Annotated in this window: 17 protein-coding genes and 5 pseudogenes; 6 read left to right on the top strand and 16 right to left on the bottom strand. The window is 38.4% G+C overall.

The features are described 5' to 3' along the window. Nucleotides 1–179: 179 nt before the first annotated feature. From tnpC to JEU79_RS21145, 3 genes and pseudogenes are all read left to right on the top strand, one after another. Nucleotides 180–829, top strand: a pseudogene (gene tnpC, locus JEU79_RS21155) (IS66 family transposase); the annotation flags it as partial. Beyond that, nucleotides 812–1,075, top strand: coding sequence for a transposase domain-containing protein (locus tag JEU79_RS21150; RefSeq protein ID WP_425511184.1), 264 nt, complete (start codon nt 812–814; stop codon nt 1,073–1,075). The pseudogene tnpC and the gene JEU79_RS21150, both read left to right, overlap by 18 nt. An 87-nt stretch (nt 1,076–1,162) precedes the next feature. Then, the gene (locus JEU79_RS21145) at nt 1,163–2,482 is read left to right on the top strand and encodes an MFS transporter (RefSeq protein WP_198265653.1); all 1,320 of its coding nucleotides are present in this window, start codon (nt 1,163–1,165) and stop codon (nt 2,480–2,482) included. Between the two features lie 18 nt (nt 2,483–2,500). On the opposite strand, the gene JEU79_RS21140 is transcribed toward JEU79_RS21145, so the two are convergent. The 5 genes from JEU79_RS21140 to JEU79_RS21120 all read right to left on the bottom strand — a co-directional run bounded on the left by JEU79_RS21140 (nt 2,501) and on the right by JEU79_RS21120 (nt 4,963). Beyond that, on the bottom strand, nt 2,501–2,731 hold the full coding sequence (locus tag JEU79_RS21140) for a hypothetical protein (protein ID WP_198265652.1): 231 nt from the start codon (nt 2,729–2,731) through the stop codon (nt 2,501–2,503). A 228-nt stretch (nt 2,732–2,959) separates the two neighbouring features. Then, a complete protein-coding gene (locus tag JEU79_RS21135) occupies nt 2,960–3,124 on the bottom strand; it encodes a hypothetical protein (RefSeq protein WP_198265651.1) in 165 nt (54 codons plus the stop codon). Between the two features lie 260 nt (nt 3,125–3,384). After that, nucleotides 3,385–3,657, bottom strand: coding sequence for a transposase (locus tag JEU79_RS27785; RefSeq protein ID WP_198264247.1), 273 nt, complete (start codon nt 3,655–3,657; stop codon nt 3,385–3,387). Further along, nucleotides 3,620–4,402 carry a transposase gene (locus tag JEU79_RS27780; protein WP_198265650.1) on the bottom strand — a complete coding sequence of 261 codons (783 nt, stop codon included), beginning with the start codon at nt 4,400–4,402 and terminating at the stop codon, nt 3,620–3,622. Before JEU79_RS27780 ends, JEU79_RS27785 begins: the two co-directional genes overlap by 38 nt. Before the next feature lie 267 nt (nt 4,403–4,669). Next, complete coding sequence (locus JEU79_RS21120; RefSeq protein WP_198265649.1) at nt 4,670–4,963, bottom strand: hypothetical protein; 294 nt, start codon at nt 4,961–4,963, stop codon at nt 4,670–4,672. A gap of 264 nt (nt 4,964–5,227) precedes the next feature. On the opposite strand from JEU79_RS21120, the gene JEU79_RS21115 reads away from it, so the two are divergent. Together JEU79_RS21115 and JEU79_RS21110 are read left to right on the top strand one after the other, a co-directional pair. Beyond that, complete coding sequence (locus tag JEU79_RS21115) at nt 5,228–5,497, top strand: transposase (protein WP_198266104.1); 270 nt, start codon at nt 5,228–5,230, stop codon at nt 5,495–5,497. 30 nt (nt 5,498–5,527) lie between these two features. Continuing rightward, nucleotides 5,528–6,235, top strand: a complete 708-nt coding sequence (locus JEU79_RS21110) for an IS3 family transposase (RefSeq protein ID WP_198265648.1) — start codon at nt 5,528–5,530, stop codon at nt 6,233–6,235. 738 nt (nt 6,236–6,973) lie between these two features. Here JEU79_RS21110 and JEU79_RS28970 read toward each other — a convergent pair. The 6 genes and pseudogenes from JEU79_RS28970 to dinG all read right to left on the bottom strand — a co-directional run bounded on the left by JEU79_RS28970 (nt 6,974) and on the right by dinG (nt 14,523). Continuing rightward, nucleotides 6,974–8,124 (bottom strand): annotated as a pseudogene (locus JEU79_RS28970) (IS3 family transposase). Nucleotides 8,125–8,341: 217 nt separating this feature from the next. Further along, a complete protein-coding gene (locus tag JEU79_RS21090; RefSeq protein WP_198265647.1) occupies nt 8,342–8,740 on the bottom strand; it encodes a hypothetical protein in 399 nt (132 codons plus the stop codon). A 222-nt stretch (nt 8,741–8,962) separates the two neighbouring features. Beyond that, a complete protein-coding gene (locus JEU79_RS21085) occupies nt 8,963–10,216 on the bottom strand; it encodes a flavin-containing monooxygenase (RefSeq protein WP_246540445.1) in 1,254 nt (417 codons plus the stop codon). 133 nt (nt 10,217–10,349) lie between these two features. Then, a complete protein-coding gene (locus JEU79_RS27010; RefSeq protein WP_246540444.1) occupies nt 10,350–10,526 on the bottom strand; it encodes a hypothetical protein in 177 nt (58 codons plus the stop codon). Nucleotides 10,527–10,805: 279 nt separating this feature from the next. After that, nucleotides 10,806–11,963 (bottom strand): annotated as a pseudogene (locus JEU79_RS21080) (IS3 family transposase). A gap of 370 nt (nt 11,964–12,333) precedes the next feature. Further along, entirely contained in the window at nt 12,334–14,523 is a 2,190-nt protein-coding gene (gene dinG, locus JEU79_RS21075) for an ATP-dependent DNA helicase DinG (protein WP_198265646.1), read from the bottom strand. Between the two features lie 508 nt (nt 14,524–15,031). On the opposite strand from dinG, the pseudogene JEU79_RS28965 reads away from it, so the two are divergent. Beyond that, nucleotides 15,032–16,063, top strand: a pseudogene (locus tag JEU79_RS28965) (IS3 family transposase); the annotation flags it as partial. 233 nt (nt 16,064–16,296) lie between these two features. Here the strand turns inward: JEU79_RS28965 and JEU79_RS21055 are convergent. From JEU79_RS21055 to JEU79_RS21035, 5 genes and pseudogenes are all read right to left on the bottom strand, one after another. After that, nucleotides 16,297–16,725: an IS66 family transposase gene (locus JEU79_RS21055; protein ID WP_198265642.1), complete on the bottom strand. Its 429-nt coding sequence runs from the start codon at nt 16,723–16,725 to the stop codon at nt 16,297–16,299. Between the two features lie 290 nt (nt 16,726–17,015). Beyond that, a protein-coding gene (locus JEU79_RS21050) for an IS3 family transposase (RefSeq protein WP_198266103.1) occupies nt 17,016–18,177 on the bottom strand; the annotation gives its coding sequence in 2 pieces (ribosomal slippage) (nt 17,016–17,913 and nt 17,912–18,177; 1,164 coding nt in all). 53 nt (nt 18,178–18,230) lie between these two features. Beyond that, nucleotides 18,231–18,890, bottom strand: coding sequence for a hypothetical protein (locus JEU79_RS21045; protein ID WP_198265641.1), 660 nt, complete (start codon nt 18,888–18,890; stop codon nt 18,231–18,233). A gap of 438 nt (nt 18,891–19,328) precedes the next feature. Then, nucleotides 19,329–19,886 (bottom strand): IS66 family transposase, encoded by a 558-nt coding sequence (locus JEU79_RS21040; RefSeq protein WP_198264499.1) that lies wholly within the window; start codon nt 19,884–19,886, stop codon nt 19,329–19,331. Nucleotides 19,887–20,313: 427 nt separating this feature from the next. Next, nucleotides 20,314–21,479: pseudogene (locus JEU79_RS21035) on the bottom strand (IS3 family transposase). Nucleotides 21,480–21,489: the final 10 nt, after the last annotated feature.

Below are 21,489 nucleotides of genomic sequence, written 5' to 3'. Positions count from 1 at the left end.
AGGATCATTACCGTTGTGAAAATACCTTGGGTGAATGGAACGGCTCTATCGTTCCAGAGGGCAAAGCCCTTTCTCTTCATCTGTTTAAAGTTAACATGAGAAACTAAAATGATAGGAAATACAAAATGACAAAAATCACTTGAAACAGCCAAAAAATATTTAGAAAACTGTCCGGAAAAGTGTTGACACATCAGTTGTTGTATTATCTCATTAGGCAGAAAATCATCCAGGCCGATGAAACAACGATGCGAGTGATCCATGATGGACGTGAGAATTGCCCTAAATCTTATATGTGGCTCTATCAAAGTGGCGGCTATCATTCCAAGTGTCCCATTGTTTTGTATGAGTATCAGCCTACTCGTGCAGGCCAACATGCCAAAACCTTTTTAACGGGGTTTTCAGGTTACCTGCAAACGGATGGCTTTCCCGGTTATCATATATTCGAAAATGAGAACAGTGAAGTCACTTTATTAGGCTGCATGGCACATGCTCGTCGCAAGTTCCATGATGCCTTAAAAGCATTACCCAAGAACAGTCAGAAAAAGCCTGGCATGGTACAAATGGCGATCAGTAAAATTGCTAAATTGTATGCGATTGAAAAACAAATCAAACCGCTCAATGCTGAACAACGTTACCTGATCCGTCAGGAAAAAGCAAACCACTACTGGATGACTTTAAAAAGTGGTGTGATGATAAAGTGACTAAAACAACAAAAGACAGTAAGTTGGGTGTCGCTATTCGTTATGTGATCAATCAATGGAAGTATCTGACTGTCTATCTTGAAGAGGGCAACCTCCAGATTGATAATAATATGGCAGAGCGGCGGATCAAACCCTTTGTGATTGGGCGCAAAAACTGGGTCATGAACCAAAATCCTCGTGGTGCTGAGGCCAGTGCTATTTTATATTCAATCGTGCAAACAGCGAAAGCAAACAACCTAGAGCCCTTTGCCTTTTTAACACACATTCTGACTGAGTTACCTAAGCTGGGCAGGCATTATGATGATGAGGCTTTAGAGCAATTGTTGCCATGGAATTTGACTGAAAAAATTCAGCCTTTAAATAAAGTGGAATGATACGTCAACGTGGGAAGTTTTGACGTATACGACAAATCATTATTCCCACTATAATATCTTCATTTAAAATAAGTTGTCATTTAATCTATGAATTTTAATACTTTACTGAGTAGCAAATACTTTGCACCCTTATTCTGGACACAGTTTTTGGGGGCATTTAATGATAACGTTTATAAAAATGCACTCATTATTTTGGTGACAATGAATGCAGCGAGCTATACCAGTATTTCAGTTGAGTTATTAATCCCTCTCAGTGGCGGCATATTTATTCTGCCGTTTTTCTTATTTTCTGCACTTGCGGGGCAGTTGGCTGATAAATACGAAAAAGCACGCCTCATCCGTTATGTAAAAATGGGTGAAATCAATATAATGATCCTTGCAGCCCTAGGTTTTTATTTAGAAAATATCTGGTTTTTATTAGCCGTATTATTCTTTATGGGCTGCCAGTCAAGCTTATTTGGGCCGGTAAAATACAGTATTCTACCGCAACACCTTACTGAAGAAGGCTTGTTAAAAGGCAATGCAATGATTGAGCTAGGGACTTTTCTGGCTATCCTATTAGGTACATTATTAGGTGGCATCTTAATTCTTGAAGGGGAGTTGGGTCGTGTTTATGTCAGTATTACCGTGGTCAGTGTCGCTCTACTCGGCTGGTTCGCAAGTCGTAAAATTCCTTTGGCAGAGTCAGCCAATGAAAACCTGATAATCAATTGGAATATTTTCACAGAAACATGGAATATTATTGTATCATCCACAGACTCACGCTTGATTTTTGGGGCGATAATTGCGATATCTTGGTTTTGGTTTGTTGGCGCAACCATGTTATCTGTCTTGCCCTTGCCGGTATTTACTCAGGATGTCCTCCATGCTAAAGAACAAGTCATTACTTTGTTGCTGGCACTTTTTTCCATTGGTGTGGGTGTTGGGTCAATTGTTGCGGGTAAATCTGCAACGTTAAAAAAGAGTGTTAAGTGGATTGTTGTGGGTGCTATCGGTATTAGTCTAACCGCTATTGATCTCTATTGGATAAGCAATCAGCTAATGACTGATAATCTGCTGAAAAATGTCAATGAGCTTTCTACTTGGCAAGCTCTGTTTAATGATCCGATGACCGCCCATGTGCTTTTCTCTGTACTTTTATTAGGTGTTTCTGGTGGCCTTTATATTGTACCTTTATATGTCATTCTACAAGAGCATAGTGCTATTGAGTCACGCTCTAGAACAATTGCTGCTAATAATATTATCAATTCTTTGTTTATGGTGGTATCAGCCTTATTCACTATGATGTTATTGGATAATGGTTTTTCTTTGCCACAATTATTTGCCTTGATTGGATTTTTAAATCTAGCGGTCTTTACCTTTCTTTATTGGCGTTTTTCAGTCACCGTTAAGCAAGTCATTGGCTAAAGGCTTTTTTATATACAGCTAAAGGCTTTTATCTTTTGCTTGTGACATTTTAATGAGCTTGATGACATTGCCTGAGGGACAGCAAGTTTTTTCAGTATCCGTTGGTCTGATTAAGGGATATTGTTCAACTTTGACATTGTCATACCAAATTTCAAATGGCTCTGAACCACTTTGAGACCAGCCAAGTAATTCAACTCTATCGATGAGTGAGTTAGAATAGTGGCGGTTAAAAAGTCTTGTGGCTTCCACATAGACAATACCATCAATGGTAACGGAGTACTCTCCATCCGGTAGCTCATTTTCTGCTGTTGTTCCGCTATTAAACTTGATTTTAAAACTAAAATGATGCCAATCAGCCCCCCAATTGCTTGATGACCAGCGTTGATTTTGTGGCGTAGAGATCTTGGCAATACCAAATGAACGGCCAATCCATTGCGGGTATGTACCATCAAAATTAATAACATTGGCTGTATCATTTTAGATATTAGTGCCGTCACCAAAAGAAACCTGATACATACCACCATTATCACCGCCGGTATAATCTAGGCCAAAAGTGGTGTTTGCATAGCCTGAATTAGTATTATTAGCGTTGCGACCACTAAAAATCTTTAGAAATTTTACGCCATGTCGAGCCTTAGGCATTTTTGCCCAGAACTCAACTTTAATACTATTTGTTTGCCAACTGGAAATGTTAAGGCTAGCCCAGTTACATAGGCTGGACCTTAAGGAATTATGAATTTTTAACATCATAAATTTACGCTCCATATAGAGGGTTTAGCCCCAGTTTTGATCGCCCAGATTTTTTATCTCGCTTTATACTATCACGCCGAGTATTGTTTTTAAAAATAGAATCGCTTTTTCAAGAGCCATTCTGATTTTATCGGGGTCATGTATTATTGAATTCATAATATCACCCATAAAGTAACAAGCAGATTTAGCCACTTTGTGTGTTGAAATGGCAACGCCTGTCGCCTTTTGAGCAACATGGGCAATAAACCTTTTAAAATGGCCGCACATAAGGAAGCCCAAATCAGCCCCTCAACAATGGCTTCTTTTTCAGTGACAAATGTCCTCAGATTGGCAAATGATTTCCATTCTTTAAACATCAACTCAATTTGCCAGCGAAGTCGGTACGCTTCAATAATATGTTCTGGTGAAAATGTATCTCGTGGCAAATTTGTCGTTAAATATTGAAAGTAATTGGCCACTGGGGTTCCAACTAACAATCATTCGGCAATTAATTATTTTATCTTTTTCTTCCCATTGAATATCCATATCAATTACATCAGTTTTAGATAATTTTTCTTTTATGTCTTTGAGCTTTTTATTTGAAAATTTCTTAAGCTGTTTATCATCGATCAGTACTTTTTTAACATTAGGGTTTATTGCTGAAGTCGCTTTAATGATGCAATAAACACTGCTTTGTTGTAATACACGATACATGTAATCCTTTTTAAAATAGCCTCTGTCTCCCATAATTAAAGTGTCTTCTAATTGCTCAGGCTTTGGTAAATATTGGGCTTCAGCATTTGTGTCGGGAGTTAATATAATCGTCTCAGGTGTTTCTGAATATAAATCCAATGCAACATGCAACTCAACTGCCGCTGGGTTATAGTGGCTGAAACGACCAGGAAGCTTGTCTTTTAATTTGGGATTAACAGCAAAAGAAGAACCATCCTGTAATAGGATTTTCTTAAATATTTCAAATGGACTACCTTTGTTAAATGCCAGTGATTGATAGGCAAACTCATTGAGTAAATGTTCTAACATATGACGCATAAAAACAGGGAATTGCTTCTTTCGTAGTTGGTTATGAAATGGCTTATAAGCAATATTGATCCCAAACAGATTATTAAATCCTCGATGAAGATCTGCTATTGTTTTTATCTCATGTTGTGAAAGAACCGTTATAAAAGCCATGCCCAATCGGTAAGGTGTTATTTGCCTACAGCGTGATGCCAGTTTTAAGGATTTCCCAAATCATTTAATGTCTTTTCTGAAAAAAACTTTTTGCATTTATTTCCAAGTTGTTTAATATAGATTTTGTTCATTTGATCAGTTCGCTATAAGTATTGGTCTACTTGATCTGATCATTTGAACGCCTAATAGTTCAACTTAAATGCTTAAATATAGCTGTTTTTTACTCTTTTTTATATTTTTAAAATAATACCTTATAAATCAATAGCTTTAAAGATCCAGCCTATGAGCCCAGTTATAAACACCGCCAGAGGCAATGGGATAGTTAGCCTTTAAGCTTCCGCGACTATTAAGATAATTTTCAGCAGTATTGTTGGATATAATGGCATTACCACCATTTTGTGAGCCATAAGACCAGACCGTAGTCGCATCAAAATTTTCTGCGATGGCATTATTTTCTAGTGCAAAAACAGTAGTAGAAATATCAAGCCCAAGTATGCATAATGATGCTAATGATTTTACAAGAAATAAGTGATGAGGGTTCATATTTATAAGTTGCTTCAATATTTACTCCTGAGTTATCCCCGCGAGTTTTTTAGTAACGCGTTGAATATTTTGAAATTGATCGACTTTCATGACGAACTATGATCAAATTAGTTCACCACAAATCAATTTGGAGAACGTCATGAAAGCCTCACAATTATTACATAAAAAATACCATCTGCATGCCCTGATATGCATAAAATCAGATTAATAGGTAATAAATAACAGCACACTGAACGTAAGGATCTCTATCAGTTAATGTGGCTATACATCAGAATTTAAAGAATCAGCTGTCAAAAATTAGCTAATGAGACGGATCAACCCGTTTCTCAGACTGCCAGGGAGCTAGGTGTTAATGTAAATACTCTACATACCTGGATCAGTAAATATTCCAAACCGGTGAAGACGGTAGCCAATAGAAGTGATGAACACATTTATGATGAAGTAAAACGTCTGAAAAAAGAATTGGCAAAAGTGATTCAGGAGCGTGATTTATTAAAAAGGCCACAGCGTACTTTGCAAGGGAAACTTTGTGAAGTACGCATGGATAACTGATCAGGCTAAAGATTACCCGGTAACGATTCTGTGCCGTTTTATGGATGTTTCCGTAGTTGCTATTATGATTGGGTTAGCTCTCCTAAAACGGATAGAGAGAAAGAAAATGAAGCGCTTACTGAGCAGCTAAAAAACTGTTTGAAGACAGTCGCAAGACTTATGGAACCCGTCGTCTTAAAAAGAAAACTGGCTGAAAAAGGCGTTCATATAAGCCGCCGGAGAATTGGTCGATTAATGAAAAAAGCCGGTTTGTTTTGTAAAACGAAGAGACGCTTTAAAGCGACGACTAATTCCAAGCATAATAAGCGTATATCTCCAAATTTACTGGAAAGAGAGTTTACTGTCTCTCAACCTGATCGCTACTATGTGGGTGATATTACCTATATTGCCACCAAGGAAGGCTGGTTATATTTAGCGGTTGTCATTGACTTATTCTCTAGGCAAATTGTTGGCTGGTCGATGGATGAGCGAATGAAAGCCAAGCTAGTCAATGATGCTTTACTGATGGCCATATGGAAGCGTAAACCAATGGATGGATTGCTTTGGCATACTGACCGAGGTAGCCAATATGCCTCTGATAGTCATAGAAAAATATTGTCGGATCATAACATAATTCAGTCTATGAGCCGCAAAGGAAATTGCTGGGACAATGCTGTATCAGAGAGCTTCTTTCATAGTTTGAAAACTGAATTGACGCACCATTGTCGATGCGACATAAATGCCGCCCATTACCGTTGACGGCCATCGGCTCCTCAGCCTGTGCCGTGAAGATATTGTAACAGGATCATTACCGTTGTGAAAATACCTTGGGTGAATGGAACGGCTCTATCGTTCCAGAGGGCAAAGCCCTTTCTCTTCATCTGTTTAAAGTTAACATGAGAAACTAAAATGATAGGAAATACAAAATGACAAAAATCACTTGAAACAGCCAAAAAATATTTAGAAAACTGTCCGGAAAAGTGTTGACACATCACAGTATCTGACATCGCAGTTGGTTGGCGAACAAAAGCATCCCGTTCTTATAGCAGATTGGTCACCGATACCGGGTAGTGAAATTTTTCAATTGCTCAGAATATCAATCCCAATGGGCGGCCGTTCACTCACTATTTTTTTTGCATTCAGCTTCAATATGTTTTCTGGTGCTTTGATTAATATTTCTTTTGTAATTGGCAACCATTTTAAATGTTGATGTGTCAACACTTTTCCGGACAGTTTTCTAAATATTTTTTGGCTGTTTCAAGTGATTTTTGTCATTTTGTATTTCCTATCATTTTAGTTTCTCATGTTAACTTTAAACAGATGAAGAGAAAGGGCTTTGCCCTCTGGAACGATAGAGCCGTTCCATTCACCCAAGGTATTTTCACAACGGTAATGATCCTGTTACAATATCTTCACGGCACAGGCTGAGGAGCCGATGGCCGTCAACGGTAATGGGCGGCATTTATGTCGCCTTTTACCCCTCTTCAATCAATCGATTTAAGCTATTTCCTGCTGTATTTCATAATCGACTGGTGACAAATAATCATTAGCCGAATGAAGTCGCTCCCGATTATAAAATACCTCAATATATTCAAATATTGCCTGCTTTGCTTCTACTCTGGTTTTGAATCGACAATGGTGCGTCAATTCAGTTTTCAAACTATGAAAGAAGCTCTCTGATACAGCATTGTCCCAGCAATTTCCTTTGCGGCTCATAGACTGAATTATGTTATGATCCGACAATATTTTTCTATGACTATCAGAGGCATATTGGCTACCTCGGTCAGTATGCCAAAGCAATCCATCCATTGGTTTACGCTTCCATATGGCCATCAGTAAAGCATCATTGACTAGCTTGGCTTTCATTCGCTCATCCATCGACCAGCCAACAATTTGCCTAGAGAATAAGTCAATGACAACCGCTAAATATAACCAGCCTTCCTTGGTGGCAATATAGGTAATATCACCCACATAGTAGCGATCAGGTTGAGAGACAGTAAACTCTCTTTCCAGTAAATTTGGAGATATACGCTTATTATGCTTGGAATTAGTCGTCGCTTTAAAGCGTCTCTTCGTTTTACAAAACAAACCGGCTTTTTTCATTAATCGACCAATTCTCCGGCGGCTTATATGAACGCCTTTTTCAGCCAGTTTTCTTTTAAGACGACGGGTTCCATAAGTCTTGCGACTGTCTTCAAACAGTTTTTTAGCTGCTCAGTAAGCGCTTCATTTTCTTTCTCTCTATCCGTTTTAGGAGAGCTAACCCAATCATAATAGCAACTACGGGAAACATCCATAAAACGGCACAGAATCGTTACCGGGTAATCTTTAGCCTGATCAGTTATCCATGCGTACTTCACAAAGTTTCCCTTGCAAAGTACGCTGTGGCCTTTTTAATAAATCACGCTCCTGAATCACTTTTGCCAATTCTTTTTTTCAGACGTTTTACTTCATCATAAATGTGTTCATCACTTCTATTGGCTACCGTCTTCACCGGTTTGGAATATTTACTGATCCAGGTATGTAGAGTATTTACATTAACACCTAGCTCCCTGGCAGTCTGAGAAACAGGTTGTAGCTAATTTGACAGCTGATTCTTTAAATTCTGATGTATAGCTTTTATTCGGTTTTTTTGTTTGATCATTCATTTTAGGTCACACTTTTTATCTTTTAGTTATTTTAAGTTGTGTGTCCGGTTAAGTATAGCCACATTATGTTGCTTTATTTGAATATTCACAGCCTTTACCTTTTACTTCAATTTTAATAAAAGGCTTACCATTTTTCGTACCGCACTCTATGACTTTTGCTCTATCTTCAACTTCGGCAGAAACCAGTGAACACTCAGGGGAGCCGGATAAATATTCATTAGACTTTGGACCTTGCGCTAATTTTTTCTTTGTTAACGGTGACAGTTTTGCAAGCAAAATATTTGCCAAGACCTGCGGCCACACCCAAACTAACAACTTCTTGGCGTGTTTTTGCTTCTAGACTGGCAATTTTATTATTGATACAGGCATGGATAATTTTATCTGAGTTATTAGAATCATCTGGCGTTGTTGTGATATCACCTGAACCTGAACTTGAACCTGAACTTGGGCCTGGGGTTGGGTCAGGGTTTATTGTTGCTAGAGAACACTCAAATGACATTTCTTTTAGGCTAAACTTATAGTCCCCATCGCAGGGCTTGGCCAAATAAATGATTAAAAAGGCCATAATTATTATGGCAGTTATGGCTGTAGTAATACCTACTTTCTTATTGCTCATTTCAATTCCCTGAATGATTAATATTTACCTTGAAATTATCAGACTGTTCACAAAGGGCACATATTAAACCTTGTTTACACTTCAGATGTAGGATGTGGTGAGTATAACGAACTGCATCAATGGCTTTAAATATACGTTTTGATGTGGTTCGTTATACTCACCACATCCTACAAATGTAAAGATAAATTGGCATATTTTAAGGTTTTATTACATGGTTTTATTTCACTTTAATAAATTATAATCACTTAAGTGAAACCATTTACGGGTAAAGATAAAGTTGACCACAGATTCAGGTGATAGGCTGGTGACATCACCTGTCATATTTTTTCTATAAAAAGCCGTACAAGTACTATTTTGCCAAACGGTCAATTGCATCGTTTGTCTCATTTTTTTAACGTACTCATCCTGAAGGTTCTGTTTAACGTCGATGGCTTTGATGCTGGTATCGCTTTTTATTGCCTCAATTGCCTTAACGGTATAATGGGTCATTGCTTCCATATAGCATAATTGTGAACTATGACCGGTACCGGTATTAGGTCCATTTACTTTAAAATAATTAGGATAGCCTGAAACCATGATGCCCTTATAAGAGACCAGATCTGTTTCCCATTCACTATTGAGGTTTCGACCATCGAGACCATAGACCTGAAATGAGAGTGCTTTTTTCATATTTGAATAAGCATAAAAGCCTGTGGCATAGACGATGATGTCTAAAGGTATTTCTTTACCGTCTTTGGTTTTAATGCCTGTTGGTGTAATCGCTTCTATGCCACTGATATTAACAGTCACATTGTCTCGGGAAAGGGCCGGGAGATAAATATTTGTCGGAATGACTCGCCTGCTGCCCAATTCATAATCAGGCATCATATGTTGGCGTATCTTGTCATCATCAATGTATTTTTCAAGATTCTTCTTGAGTACCTTTCTATAAATACTTTTAATGAATTTACTGAGATTTGTCGTGATTGGATAGCGACGAAAGGCAAGAAATCTGATTTCATGATAACTAAAGATTGCAAAACGAATAATATGCCGTATTCCAGGAAGATTACGAATGAAACGCTCGGTGGAACTATAGTTGCGGTCTGAACGTGGAATGATCCATTGAGCCTTGCCCATAAATAATGTTAATTGCTCAACCTTACTGGCAATGGCTGGAACGACCTGAGCTGCGGAACATCCAGACCCAATCACTGCAACACGTTTTCCTTCATAAGGTATGTTGTGATCCCATCGCGCAGTGTGGAATTTAGCGCCTTGAAAAGTATCAGCCCCGTTAATTTCAGGAATATGTGGATTGGCTAACACACCACTGGTATCAATAATAAACCGAGCGGTATAGTGTTCTCCTGACCCAACCTCTACATGCCATAAAAAAGTATCTTCATTATATGTAAGTTTTGTGACGGTTTGGTTTGTTTTTGTGTGCTTTCTAATATCAAATTTATTGATGATATAGTTGGTATATTCAAGCAATTCACTCTGTGGTGAATATGTTTTTTGAATTTATAAGGCACAAAGGAAATAGAATATAAGCTCGTTGGAATGTCTACTTCGGCACCCGGATAGGAGTTGTCCCGCCAGGTTCCACCGATATCAGAACTTCGTTCTAATAAGACAAAGTCATTGAAATGCTTTTTTGTAAACGGATAGCCGCGAGTAAACCTGAAAATCCAGTGCCGATGATTACTGTTTCAAAATGCTGAGAGTCTTTTTGTACATCCTTTGGTATATTGCTGTCCTGTGCTGTTTCTGATGGACTTTCAATAGGCTGATGTGTCAACACTTTTCCGGACAGTTTTCTAAATATTTTTTTTTGGCTGTTTCAAGTGATTTTTGTCATTTTGTATTTCCTATCATTTTAGTTTCTCATGTTAACTTTAAACAGATGAAGAGAAAGGGCTTTGCCCTCTGGAACGATAGAGCCGTTCCATTCACCCAAGGTATTTTCACAACGGTAATGATCCTGTTACAATATCTTCACGGCACAGGCTGAGGAGCCGATGGCCGTCAACGGTAATGGGCGGCATTTATGTCGCCTTTTACCCCTCTTCAATCAATCGATTTAAGCTATTTCCTGCTGTATTTCATAATCGACTGGTGACAAATAATCATTAGCCGAATGAAGTCGCTCCCGATTATAAAATACCTCAATATATTCAAATATTGCCTGCTTTGCTTCTACTCTGGTTTTGAATCGACAATGGTGCGTCAATTCAGTTTTCAAACTATGAAAGAAGCTCTCTGATACAGCATTGTCCCAGCAATTTCCTTTGCGGCTCATAGACTGAATTATGTTATGATCCGACAATATTTTTCTATGACTATCAGAGGCATATTGGCTACCTCGGTCAGTATGCCAAAGCAATCCATCCATTGGTTTACGCTTCCATATGGCCATCAGTAAAGCATCATTGACTAGCTTGGCTTTCATTCGCTCATCCATCGACCAGCCAACAATTTGCCTAGAGAATAAGTCAATGACAACCGCTAAATATAACCAGCCTTCCTTGGTGGCAATATAGGTAATATCACCCACATAGTAGCGATCAGGTTGAGAGACAGCAAACTCTCTTTCCAGTAAATTTGGAGATATACGCTTATTATGCTTGGAATTAGTCGTCGCTTTAAAGCGTCTCTTCGTTTTACAAAACAAACCGGCTTTTTTCATTAATCGACCAATTCTCCGGCGGCTTATATGAACGCCTTTTTCAGCCAGTTTTCTTTTAAGACGACGGGTTCCATAAGTCTTGCGACTGTCTTCAAACAGTTTTTTAGCTGCTCAGTAAGCGCTTCATTTTCTTTCTCTCTATCCGTTTTAGGAGAGCTAACCCAATCATAATAGCAACTACGGGAAACATCCATAAAACGGCACAGAATCGTTACCGGGTAATCTTTAGCCTGATCAGTTATCCATGCGTACTTCACAAAGTTTCCCTTGCAAAGTACGCTGTGGCCTTTTTAATAAATCACGCTCCTGAATCACTTTTGCCAATTCTTTTTTCAGACGTTTTACTTCATCATAAATGTGTTCATCACTTCTATTGGCTACCGTCTTCACCGGTTTGGAATATTTACTGATCCAGGTATGTAGAGTATTTACATTAACACCTAGCTCCCTGGCAGTCTGAGAAACGGGTTGATCCGTCTCATTAGCTAATTTGACAGCTGATTCTTTAAATTCTGATGTATAGCTTTTATTCGGTTTTTTTTGTTTGATCATTCATTTTAGGTCACACTTTTTATCTTTTAGTTATTTTAAGTTGTGTGTCCGGTTAAGTGTAGCCACATTAGGCATATTTTATCCTTGGGGTATAATCCTAAAAAAATCAGTTGAACCTACTGCGACCGCCTTATGTACTGAATCTTAAGGATTTTCCAGAACATTTTGACTTCACCCGTAGGGTGACTACGAATAAAGCCAAAATAACCTGTAAAACCCTTAATCTTCAGAACCTAAGTCGCTCTCGCTACGATTCAACTGATTATTTTAGGATAATTACTGCTAATAAGAGCAAATAGTCTATTCGATGATAATTTAATGAGCGATTTACTTCAAGCGCATATTATATTTACACTTCATTACCATACATTTAATCAATCACTTCGTTTAAGCGCATTTTATAAGGAGGCAGGGCACTAAGAATTTTCTTACCGTAAAATTTTGTGATTACGCGTTTGTCCAAAAGGGTGATTTTTCCTGAGTCGGTTTCTTTTCTGATCAAACGACCACAGGCTTGTACTAGTTTTATGGATGCATCAGGCACAGCAATTTCCATAAAGGCATTGCGGCCTTGAGATTCAATCCACTCGGTTAAAGAAGCATCAACGGGATTGTTAGGAACTGAAAAGGGGAGTTTGGCTATGATAACATGTTCGCAATATTCCCCGGGGAGGTCGATACCTTCGGCAAAGCTATTGAGGCCAAGAATAACGCTACCATGACCCTTGTCAATTTGTTTCTTGTGATCATTGATAATCACTTGTTTATTTCTTTGTCCCTGGGTAAGTAGTAATTTTTTCCAGATGTCATCACTGCGCAATAACTCGTATTCCACATCACTCATTTGTTTTTTGGAGGCAAATAAGACCAAGGTGCCCTTATTGGGATCGATGATCTGAGTTAATAATTCAACCACCTCATCGGTATGTGCCTGATATTGAGTCGCATCGCTACGCATTGCAGGGACAATAAATTCGACATTTTCCTGATAATTAAAAGGGCTGGGTAAGATATTAAAGAAACCCGGTACACCGGAGTTTAAGATATACCGATCAAAATTCCCCAGTGCTGCTATTGTCGCACTGGTGACTACCGCGCCATAACATTGTGACCAGAGGATTTGTTCCAGCGTATTGGCAGCAAGAATAGGGCTACAAGATAATTCTATGCCCAGCAGTTCGTTACGGGTGTTAGAGGATGCTTCATTTTTTTGTAACCATCGAGCATTGGGGGGCATACCTTGTTTGTCGGCCTTAGTGAAAAACTCGAACAAATCCATGGCCGCTGTGGCGCGTCCCTCCATAGGTGCTAGTGCGGGCATCCATTGTTCTGCTATTTCACTTTTGAGACCGGTTATTTCGCCTTCCAGACTGTCCTTTAATACTTTATTGATATGCATTAATTGTGAAGAAAGTTTATCAAACTGTTTTAAAAGCTGCTGACATTGCTCTTTCAATATATCGGGAATTTGCCCGAACTCAAATCGTAAGATTTCCTTTTGATTATTGCCTGCTTGCGCTGAGGAGCTTGACCCAGAGAATCGGTTTTCAGGAAATTTGAATTGCCGTGTGATGCTATCCAGATGGTTAAGCTCAGTGCTTATCTCTTTGGCCAGTTCAGGAAAATTTGTAATGATTTGTTGAATTTGTGCTGGCGGCTTAGCCAATGAGGCAAAGTTATTCAGTGTTGCGTTGACTTGCTCCAACCATTTAAGACTACTATTGATATGAAATGAATAGCTGAAATGATTAATCGCTTTAAGCGGTAAATGATGACCCTCATCAAAAATGTAAATGCATTCATTGGGCGGTGGCAAAATATAGCCGCCACCCATATTCAAGTCACTGAGCACTAGATCATGATTGGCAATAATGCAATCGACCTTAAACACGGATTCACGGGCTTTGAAATAGACACATTCATTATAATAGGAGCAACGCTTGCCACTGCATTGGTGTTGGTCGGATGTTAGGGGTAGCCAACTACTCTGACCAATAAAATCATCCCAACTGTCGATTTCGCCATCCCATTGTTTTTTCTTCCATGCCTGATGTAAGGCTTCATAGAGTTGCATATCATCTTTATTATTTAGCAGGCTTTCATTGGAGGGCATATCCAGCCCCAGTTCAGGCTGATCCCGATGGGCGATGAAGTTTTCTAATTTATAATGGCAAACATAACGTTTGCGTCCCTTGGCAAGGGTAAAGGAAAAATTTAAACCGCTATGGCGATGGATATCAGGTAAATCTTTGAGCAGTATTTGTTCCTGTAAGGCAATCGTAGCGGTAGAAATGATGAGTTTCTTTTTGTTTTCTTTGGCAATGGGTAGGGCAGAAACCAAATAAGCAATGGTTTTGCCTGTTCCTGTCCCAGCTTCAAGCGTGCAAATATTAGTTTGTTCGGTATTCTCTTGATCAATATTCTCTTGATCAATATTGCCCAAGGTTCGAGCAATATCCGCAATCATTAGCCGTTGTCCATAACGGGCTTTTATTCCTTTGCTTTCCAGAACTTTGGAATAAGCATCTTGTATGGTTTTTTTTAGTTTTTCAGTTAGCACACTTTGTAGTCTTTCGTTTTTTATCTAATCAAATGTGTAAAAATAAACGCTATTAAGCGAAATTTTCCACGTATCATGGTTATATTTGTCTATGTATTGAGGGATTTTGCCCTGTTAGGAGAATAATTGCTATAAAACATGACTTTCCGAATAATAAGCTTATTTTTCATCGTATTTAAAAAATACTTTTAATTAGGTTAAAATTAATGTAAAACAATAAGATAGAAGCAATTTCTGTAACTTCTCAATAAGTCTGTGCATTTAAACAGCACAAACTTTACCTTTCAGCAACTCAGGCAGATATGGGATCAAATTTCTCTTGCTGATCCGGTCATTAATAAAATCCCAGAATGAAATTCCTTGTTTCAAACAAGTTTTCTTTAAACTAATGTGGCTATACTTAACCGGACACACAACTTAAAATAACTAAAAGATAAAAAGTGTGACCTAAAATGAATGATCAAACAAAAAAACCGAATAAAAGCTATACTATACATCACGTTCCATAACACTACATACCTGGATCAGTAAATATTCAAACCGGTGAAGACGGTAGCCAATAGAAGTGATCACGGCACATTTATGATGAAGTAAAACGTCTGAAAAAAGAATTGGCAAAAGTGATTCAGGAGCGTGATTTATAAAAAGGCCACAGCGTACTTTCAAGGAAACTTTGTGAAGTACGCATGGATAACTGATCAGGCTAAAAGATTACCCGGTAACGATTCTGTGCCGTTTTATGGATGTTTCCGTAGTTGCTATTATGATTGGGTTAGCTCTCCTAAAACGGATAGAGAGAAAGAAAATGAAGCGCTTACTGAGCAGCTAAAAAACTGTTTGAAGACAGTCGCAAGACTTATGGAACCCGTCGTCTTAAAAGAAAACTGGCTGAAAAAAGGCGTTCATATAAGCCGCCGGAGAATTGGTCGATTAATGAAAAAAGCCGGTTTGTTTTGTAAAACGAAGAGACGCTTTAAAGCGACGACTAATTCCAAGCATAATAAGCGTATATCTCCAAATTTACTGGAAAGAGAGTTTACTGTCTCTCAACCTGATCGCTACTATGTGGGTGATATTACCTATATTGCCACCAAGGAAGGCTGGTTATATTTAGCGGTTGTCATTGACTTATTCTACCAGGCAAATTGTTGGCTGGTCGATGGATGAGCGAATGAAAGCCAAGCTAGTCAATGATGCTTTACTGATGGCCATATGGAAGCGTAAACCAATGGATGGATTGCTTTGGCATACTGACCGAGGTAGCCAATATGCCTCTGATAGTCATAGAAAAATATTGTCGGATCATAACATAATTCAGTCTATGAGCCGCAAAGGAAATTGCTGGGACAATGCTGTATCAGAGAGCTTCTTTCATAGTTTGAAAACTGAATTGACGCACCATTGTCGATTCAAAACCAGAGTAGAAGCAAAGCAGGCAATATTTGAATATATTGAGGTATTTTATAATCGGGAGCGACTTCATTCGGCTAATGATTATTTGTCACCAGTCGATTATGAAATACAGCAGGAAATAGCTTAAATCGATTGATTGAAGAAGGGGTAAAAGGCGACATAAATGCCGCCCATTACCGTTGACGGCCATCGGCTCCTCAGCCTGTGCCGTGAAGATATTGTAACAGGATCATTACCGTTGTGAAAATACCTTGGGTGAATGGAACGGCTCTATCGTTCCAGAGGGCAAAGCCCTTTCTCTTCATCTGTTTAAAGTTAACATGAGAAACTAAAATGATAGGAAATACAAAATGACAAAAATCACTTGAAACAGCCAAAAAAATATTTAGAAAACTGTCCGGAAAAGTGTTGACACATCAAACTGACAAAGGTATCTCTGCAAAGTTGCCCATCCTTTGAGCGTGTACTACCACTAATTTTACGCTTAATAACATATTCTCGAATATCATTTTCACTCAAATTATTATGAAGAGGAATATCAGGCCGTTCCAATACCAGCAGTAATTCTGTTTTATTTCTTGCCAATCGTTTCAGTGCCTGATTCAACGTTTCAAAGCTTGTTTTAGTCCGGCACAATTCATCAAAATGTTCAGCAATCGCTGACTTCAACGGATCATCTGGCTCAAGTTTATATTGTTTGAGATCATAAAATAGTTCCCAAATCTGAGTATGTACCCAGTTCAGTTCTTTATCATGTCGCTCATTGAGTGGTAGTATCCGCTGAAACATGATGTGTCAACACTTTTCCGGACAGTTTTCTAAATATTTTTTTGGCTGTTTCAAGTGATTTTTGTCATTTTGTATTTCCTATCATTTTAGTTTCTCATGTTAACTTTAAACAGATGAAGAGAAAGGGCTTTGCCCTCTGGAACGATAGAGCCGTTCCATTCACCCAAGGTATTTTCACAACGGTAATGATCCTGTTACAATATCTTCACGGCACAGGCTGAGGAGCCGATGGCCGTCAACGGTAATGGGCGGCATTTATGTCGCCTTTTACCCCTCTTCAATCAATCGATTTAAGCTATTTCCTGCTGTATTTCATAATCGACTGGTGACAAATAATCATTAGCCGAATGAAGTCGCTCCCGATTATAAAATACCTCAATATATTCAAATATTGCCTGCTTTGCTTCTACTCTGGTTTTGAATCGACAATGGTGCGTCAATTCAGTTTTCAAACTATGAAAGAAGCTCTCTGATACAGCATTGTCCCAGCAATTTCCTTTGCGGCTCATAGACTGAATTATGTTATGATCCGACAATATTTTTCTATGACTATCAGAGGCATATTGGCTACCTCGGTCAGTATGCCAAAGCAATCCATCCATTGGTTTACGCTTCCATATGGCCATCAGTAAAGCATCATTGACTAGCTTGGCTTTCATTCGCTCATCCATCGACCAGCCAACAATTTGCCTAGAGAATAAGTCAATGACAACCGCTAAATATAACCAGCCTTCCTTGGTGGCAATATAGGTAATATCACCCACATAGTAGCGATCAGGTTGAGAGACAGTAAACTCTCTTTCCAGTAAATTTGGAGATATACGCTTATTATGCTTGGAATTAGTCGTCGCTTTAAAGCGTCTCTTCGTTTTACAAAACAAACCGGCTTTTTTCATTAATCGACCAATTCTCCGGCGGCTTATATGAACGCCTTTTTCAGCCAGTTTTCTTTTAAGACGACGGGTTCCATAAGTCTTGCGACTGTCTTCAAACAGTTTTTTTAGCTGCTCAGTAAGCGCTTCATTTTCTTTCTCTCTATCCGTTTTAGGAGAGCTAACCCAATCATAATAGCAACTACGGGAAACATCCATAAAACGGCACAGAATCGTTACCGGGTAATCTTTAGCCTGATCAGTTATCCATGCGTACTTCACAAAGTTTCCCTTGCAAAGTACGCTGTGGCCTTTTTAATAAATCACGCTCCTGAATCACTTTTGCCAATTCTTTTTTCAGACGTTTTACTTCATCATAAATGTGTTCATCACTTCTATTGGCTACCGTCTTCACCGGTTTGGAATATTTACTGATCCAGGTATGTAGAGTATTTACATTAACACCTAGCTCCCTGGCAGTCTGAGAAACGGGTTGATCCGTCTCATTAGCTAATTTGACAGCTGATTCTTTAAATTCTGATGTATAGCTTTTATTCGGTTTTTTTGTTTGAAGCCACATTAGACTACCCGTATCATCAACATGGATATAAGTACTATTGTTGATACCGGCAGTTAGCAATGTATTTTTTCAGTATGAAAATGGTCTTTGTCATGGATTAAAATCTCATTGATCTGACCCGTTGAAATATCAAAACCTAATTCTGTTAATTGTTGTATTATCAATGGCTGAGTCACTCTCTGGTGATAATATTGATAAACGATATAACTCTGTAATGTATGGCCAAAATGTCCTATATGTGTATCAAAGCTCAATTTTCCTATACAGGTATCACCATCGGGTGTTTTATAGCGAGCCAATCGATAACGAGTATTGAAAGGCTTAATCAGCAGCTCCTGAACAAAATAATCCTGATACCCTAAAAAACGTGAATGTTCTGGCAGGTTATCTGGTTTGATAACGGTGGTTTTATGAATAGCCAATTTCTTCTTTCGTTTACGACTTTTACTAGTCCCATTTCCTGAGTTGTTTTTCTTGCTTCCTGAATGACCTGTCGGATTATCATTGTCATCATCCTTTGGCAATTTACTGGCTCTTATTTTAGGCTTTGGAGGTAGCTTTTTAAGCTTAGCAACTTCTGTTTTAAGGGCATCGATTTCAACCTGTTGGTTTTGAATGATTTCCTGTTGTTGCTCCATGAAAGCAAGGAGTAATCGGACTACCGGTGTCTTTTCTTCTTCAGGTATCTCTGGAATTGGAGGTAATTTTTTCACTATAATCAATACAGGTTGTTTTCAATAAAACAATTGTATCATGGCTTTTTAAGGCTCTTTAGTTTGCCCTGTGTTGATCAAACTCCCTCTCAGTTAAGATAATATTCAAAAATATTCTATTTCGATCTGAGACAGATCGACAGGATCATTTATAGGGATAAATTACATGGGGCAGTGAAAATGCAATTTTTGTCCTCTAAAATGCTGTCAAGACTTTTTTTGTTTTTATTTCAAGTTTTGCACAGACTTATTGAGAAGTTACCAATTTCTCTCTTGATTTATTAAGATGTTATCCTGAATGAGCCACCTTTCATCGGTTCAGAGTGGATAAATTTTGCTAATTATTGTATTTTTTAATATATTTACTAAGATTAATAATAACAATTTGTACAGAATCAGAATCTAAAGAAGCTGTAACTTCTCAATAAGTCTGTGCATTTAAACAGCACAAACTTTACCTTTCAGCAACTCAGGCAGATATGGGATCAAATTTCTCTTGCTGATCCGGTCATTAATAAAATCCCAGAATGAAATTCCTTGTTTCAAACAAGTTTTCTTTAAACTGACAAAGGTATCTCTGCAAAGTTGCCCATCCTTTGAGCGTGTACTACCACTAATTTTACGCTTAATAACATATTCTCGAATATCATTTTCACTCAAATTATTATGAAGAGGAATATCAGGCCGTTCCAATACCAGCAGTAATTCTGTTTTATTTCTTGCCAATCGTTTCAGTGCCTGATTCAACGTTTCAAAGCTTGTTTTAGTCCGGCACAATTCATCAAAATGTTCAGCAATCGCTGACTTCAACGGATCATCTGGCTCAAGTTTATATTGTTTGAGATCATAAAATAGTTCCCAAATCTGAGTATGTACCCAGTTCAGTTCTTTATCATGTCGCTCATTGAGTGGTAGTATCCGCTGAAACACTCTGTCTGCATGTATCCAACATAATGCGTGCAACAAAATATCAAATTGTCCTGCATCATCACTCACAATCACCAAATCACTTGGAAAGCCACTGTTAATTAATGCCCCCAGTAAAGCGCCTTCTGTGGCAATGCGAACATGCCGTTGTGTTATGATACTATTGTTCTGCAGATAGTATTTCCAGGCTTCTTCATTATCAAAGCATGATGTGTCAACACTTTTCCGGACAGTTTTCTAAATATTTTTTTGGCTGTTTCAAGTGATTTTTGTCATTTTGTATTTCCTATCATTTTAGTTTCTCATGTTAACTTTAAACAGATGAAGAGAAAGGGCTTTGCCCTCTGGAACGATAGAGCCTCCATTCACCCAAGGTATTTTCACAACGGTAATGATCCTGTTACAATATCTTCACGGCACAGGCTGAGGAGCCGATGGCCGTCAACGGTAATGGGCGGCATTTATGTCGCCTTTTACCCCTCTTCAATCAATCGATTTAAGCTATTTCCTGCTGTATTTCATAATCGACTGGTGACAAATAATCATTAGCCGAATGAAGTCGCTCCCGATTATAAAATACCTCAATATATTCAAATATTGCCTGCTTTGCTTCTACTCTGGTTTTGAATCGACAATGGTGCGTCAATTCAGTTTTCAAACTATGAAAGAAGCTCTCTGATACAGCATTGTCCCAGCAATTTCCTTTGCGGCTCATAGACTGAATTATGTTATGATCCGACAATATTTTTCTATGACTATCAGAGGCATATTGGCTACCTCGGTCAGTATGCCAAAGCAATCCATCCATTGGTTTACGCTTCCATATGGCCATCAGTAAAGCATCATTGACTAGCTTGGCTTTCATTCGCTCATCCATCGACCAGCCAACAATTTGCCTAGAGAATAAGTCAATGACAACCGCTAAATATAACCAGCCTTCCTTGGTGGCAATATAGGTAATATCACCCACATAGTAGCGATCAGGTTGAGAGACAGTAAACTCTCTTTCCAGTAAATTTGGAGATATACGCTTATTATGCTTGGAATTAGTCGTCGCTTTAAAGCGTCTCTTCGTTTTACAAAACAAACCGGCTTTTTTCATTAATCGACCAATTCTCCGGCGGCTTATATGAACGCCTTTTTCAGCCAGTTTTTTCTTTTAAGACGACGGGTTCCATAAGTCTTGCGACTGTCTTCAAACAGTTTTTTAGCTGCTCAGTAAGCGCTTCATTTTCTTTCTCTCTATCCGTTTTAGGAGAGCTAACCCAATCATAATAGCAACTACGGGAAACATCCATAAAACGGCACAGAATCGTTACCGGGTAATCTTTAGCCTGATCAGTTATCCATGCGTACTTCACAAAGTTTCCCTTGCAAAGTACGCTGTGGCCTTTTTAATAAATCACGCTCCTGAATCACTTTTGCCAATTCTTTTTTTTTCAGACGTTTTACTTCATCATAAATGTGTTCATCACTTCTATTGGCTACCGTCTTCACCGGTTTGGAATATTTACTGATCCAGGTATGTAGAGTATTTACATTAACACCTAGCTCCCTGGCAGTCTGAGAAACAGGTTGATCCGTCTCATTAGCTAATTTGACAGCTGATTCTTTAAATTCTGATGTATAGCTTTTATTCGGTTTTTTTGTTTGATCATTCATTTTAGGTCAC

The sequence above is a fragment of the sulfur-oxidizing endosymbiont of Gigantopelta aegis genome, assembly GCF_016097415.1.
In the GTDB taxonomy this organism is placed as follows: domain Bacteria; phylum Pseudomonadota; class Gammaproteobacteria; order GRL18; family GRL18; genus GRL18.
This window is presented reverse-complemented; position numbering and strand designations above follow the sequence as displayed.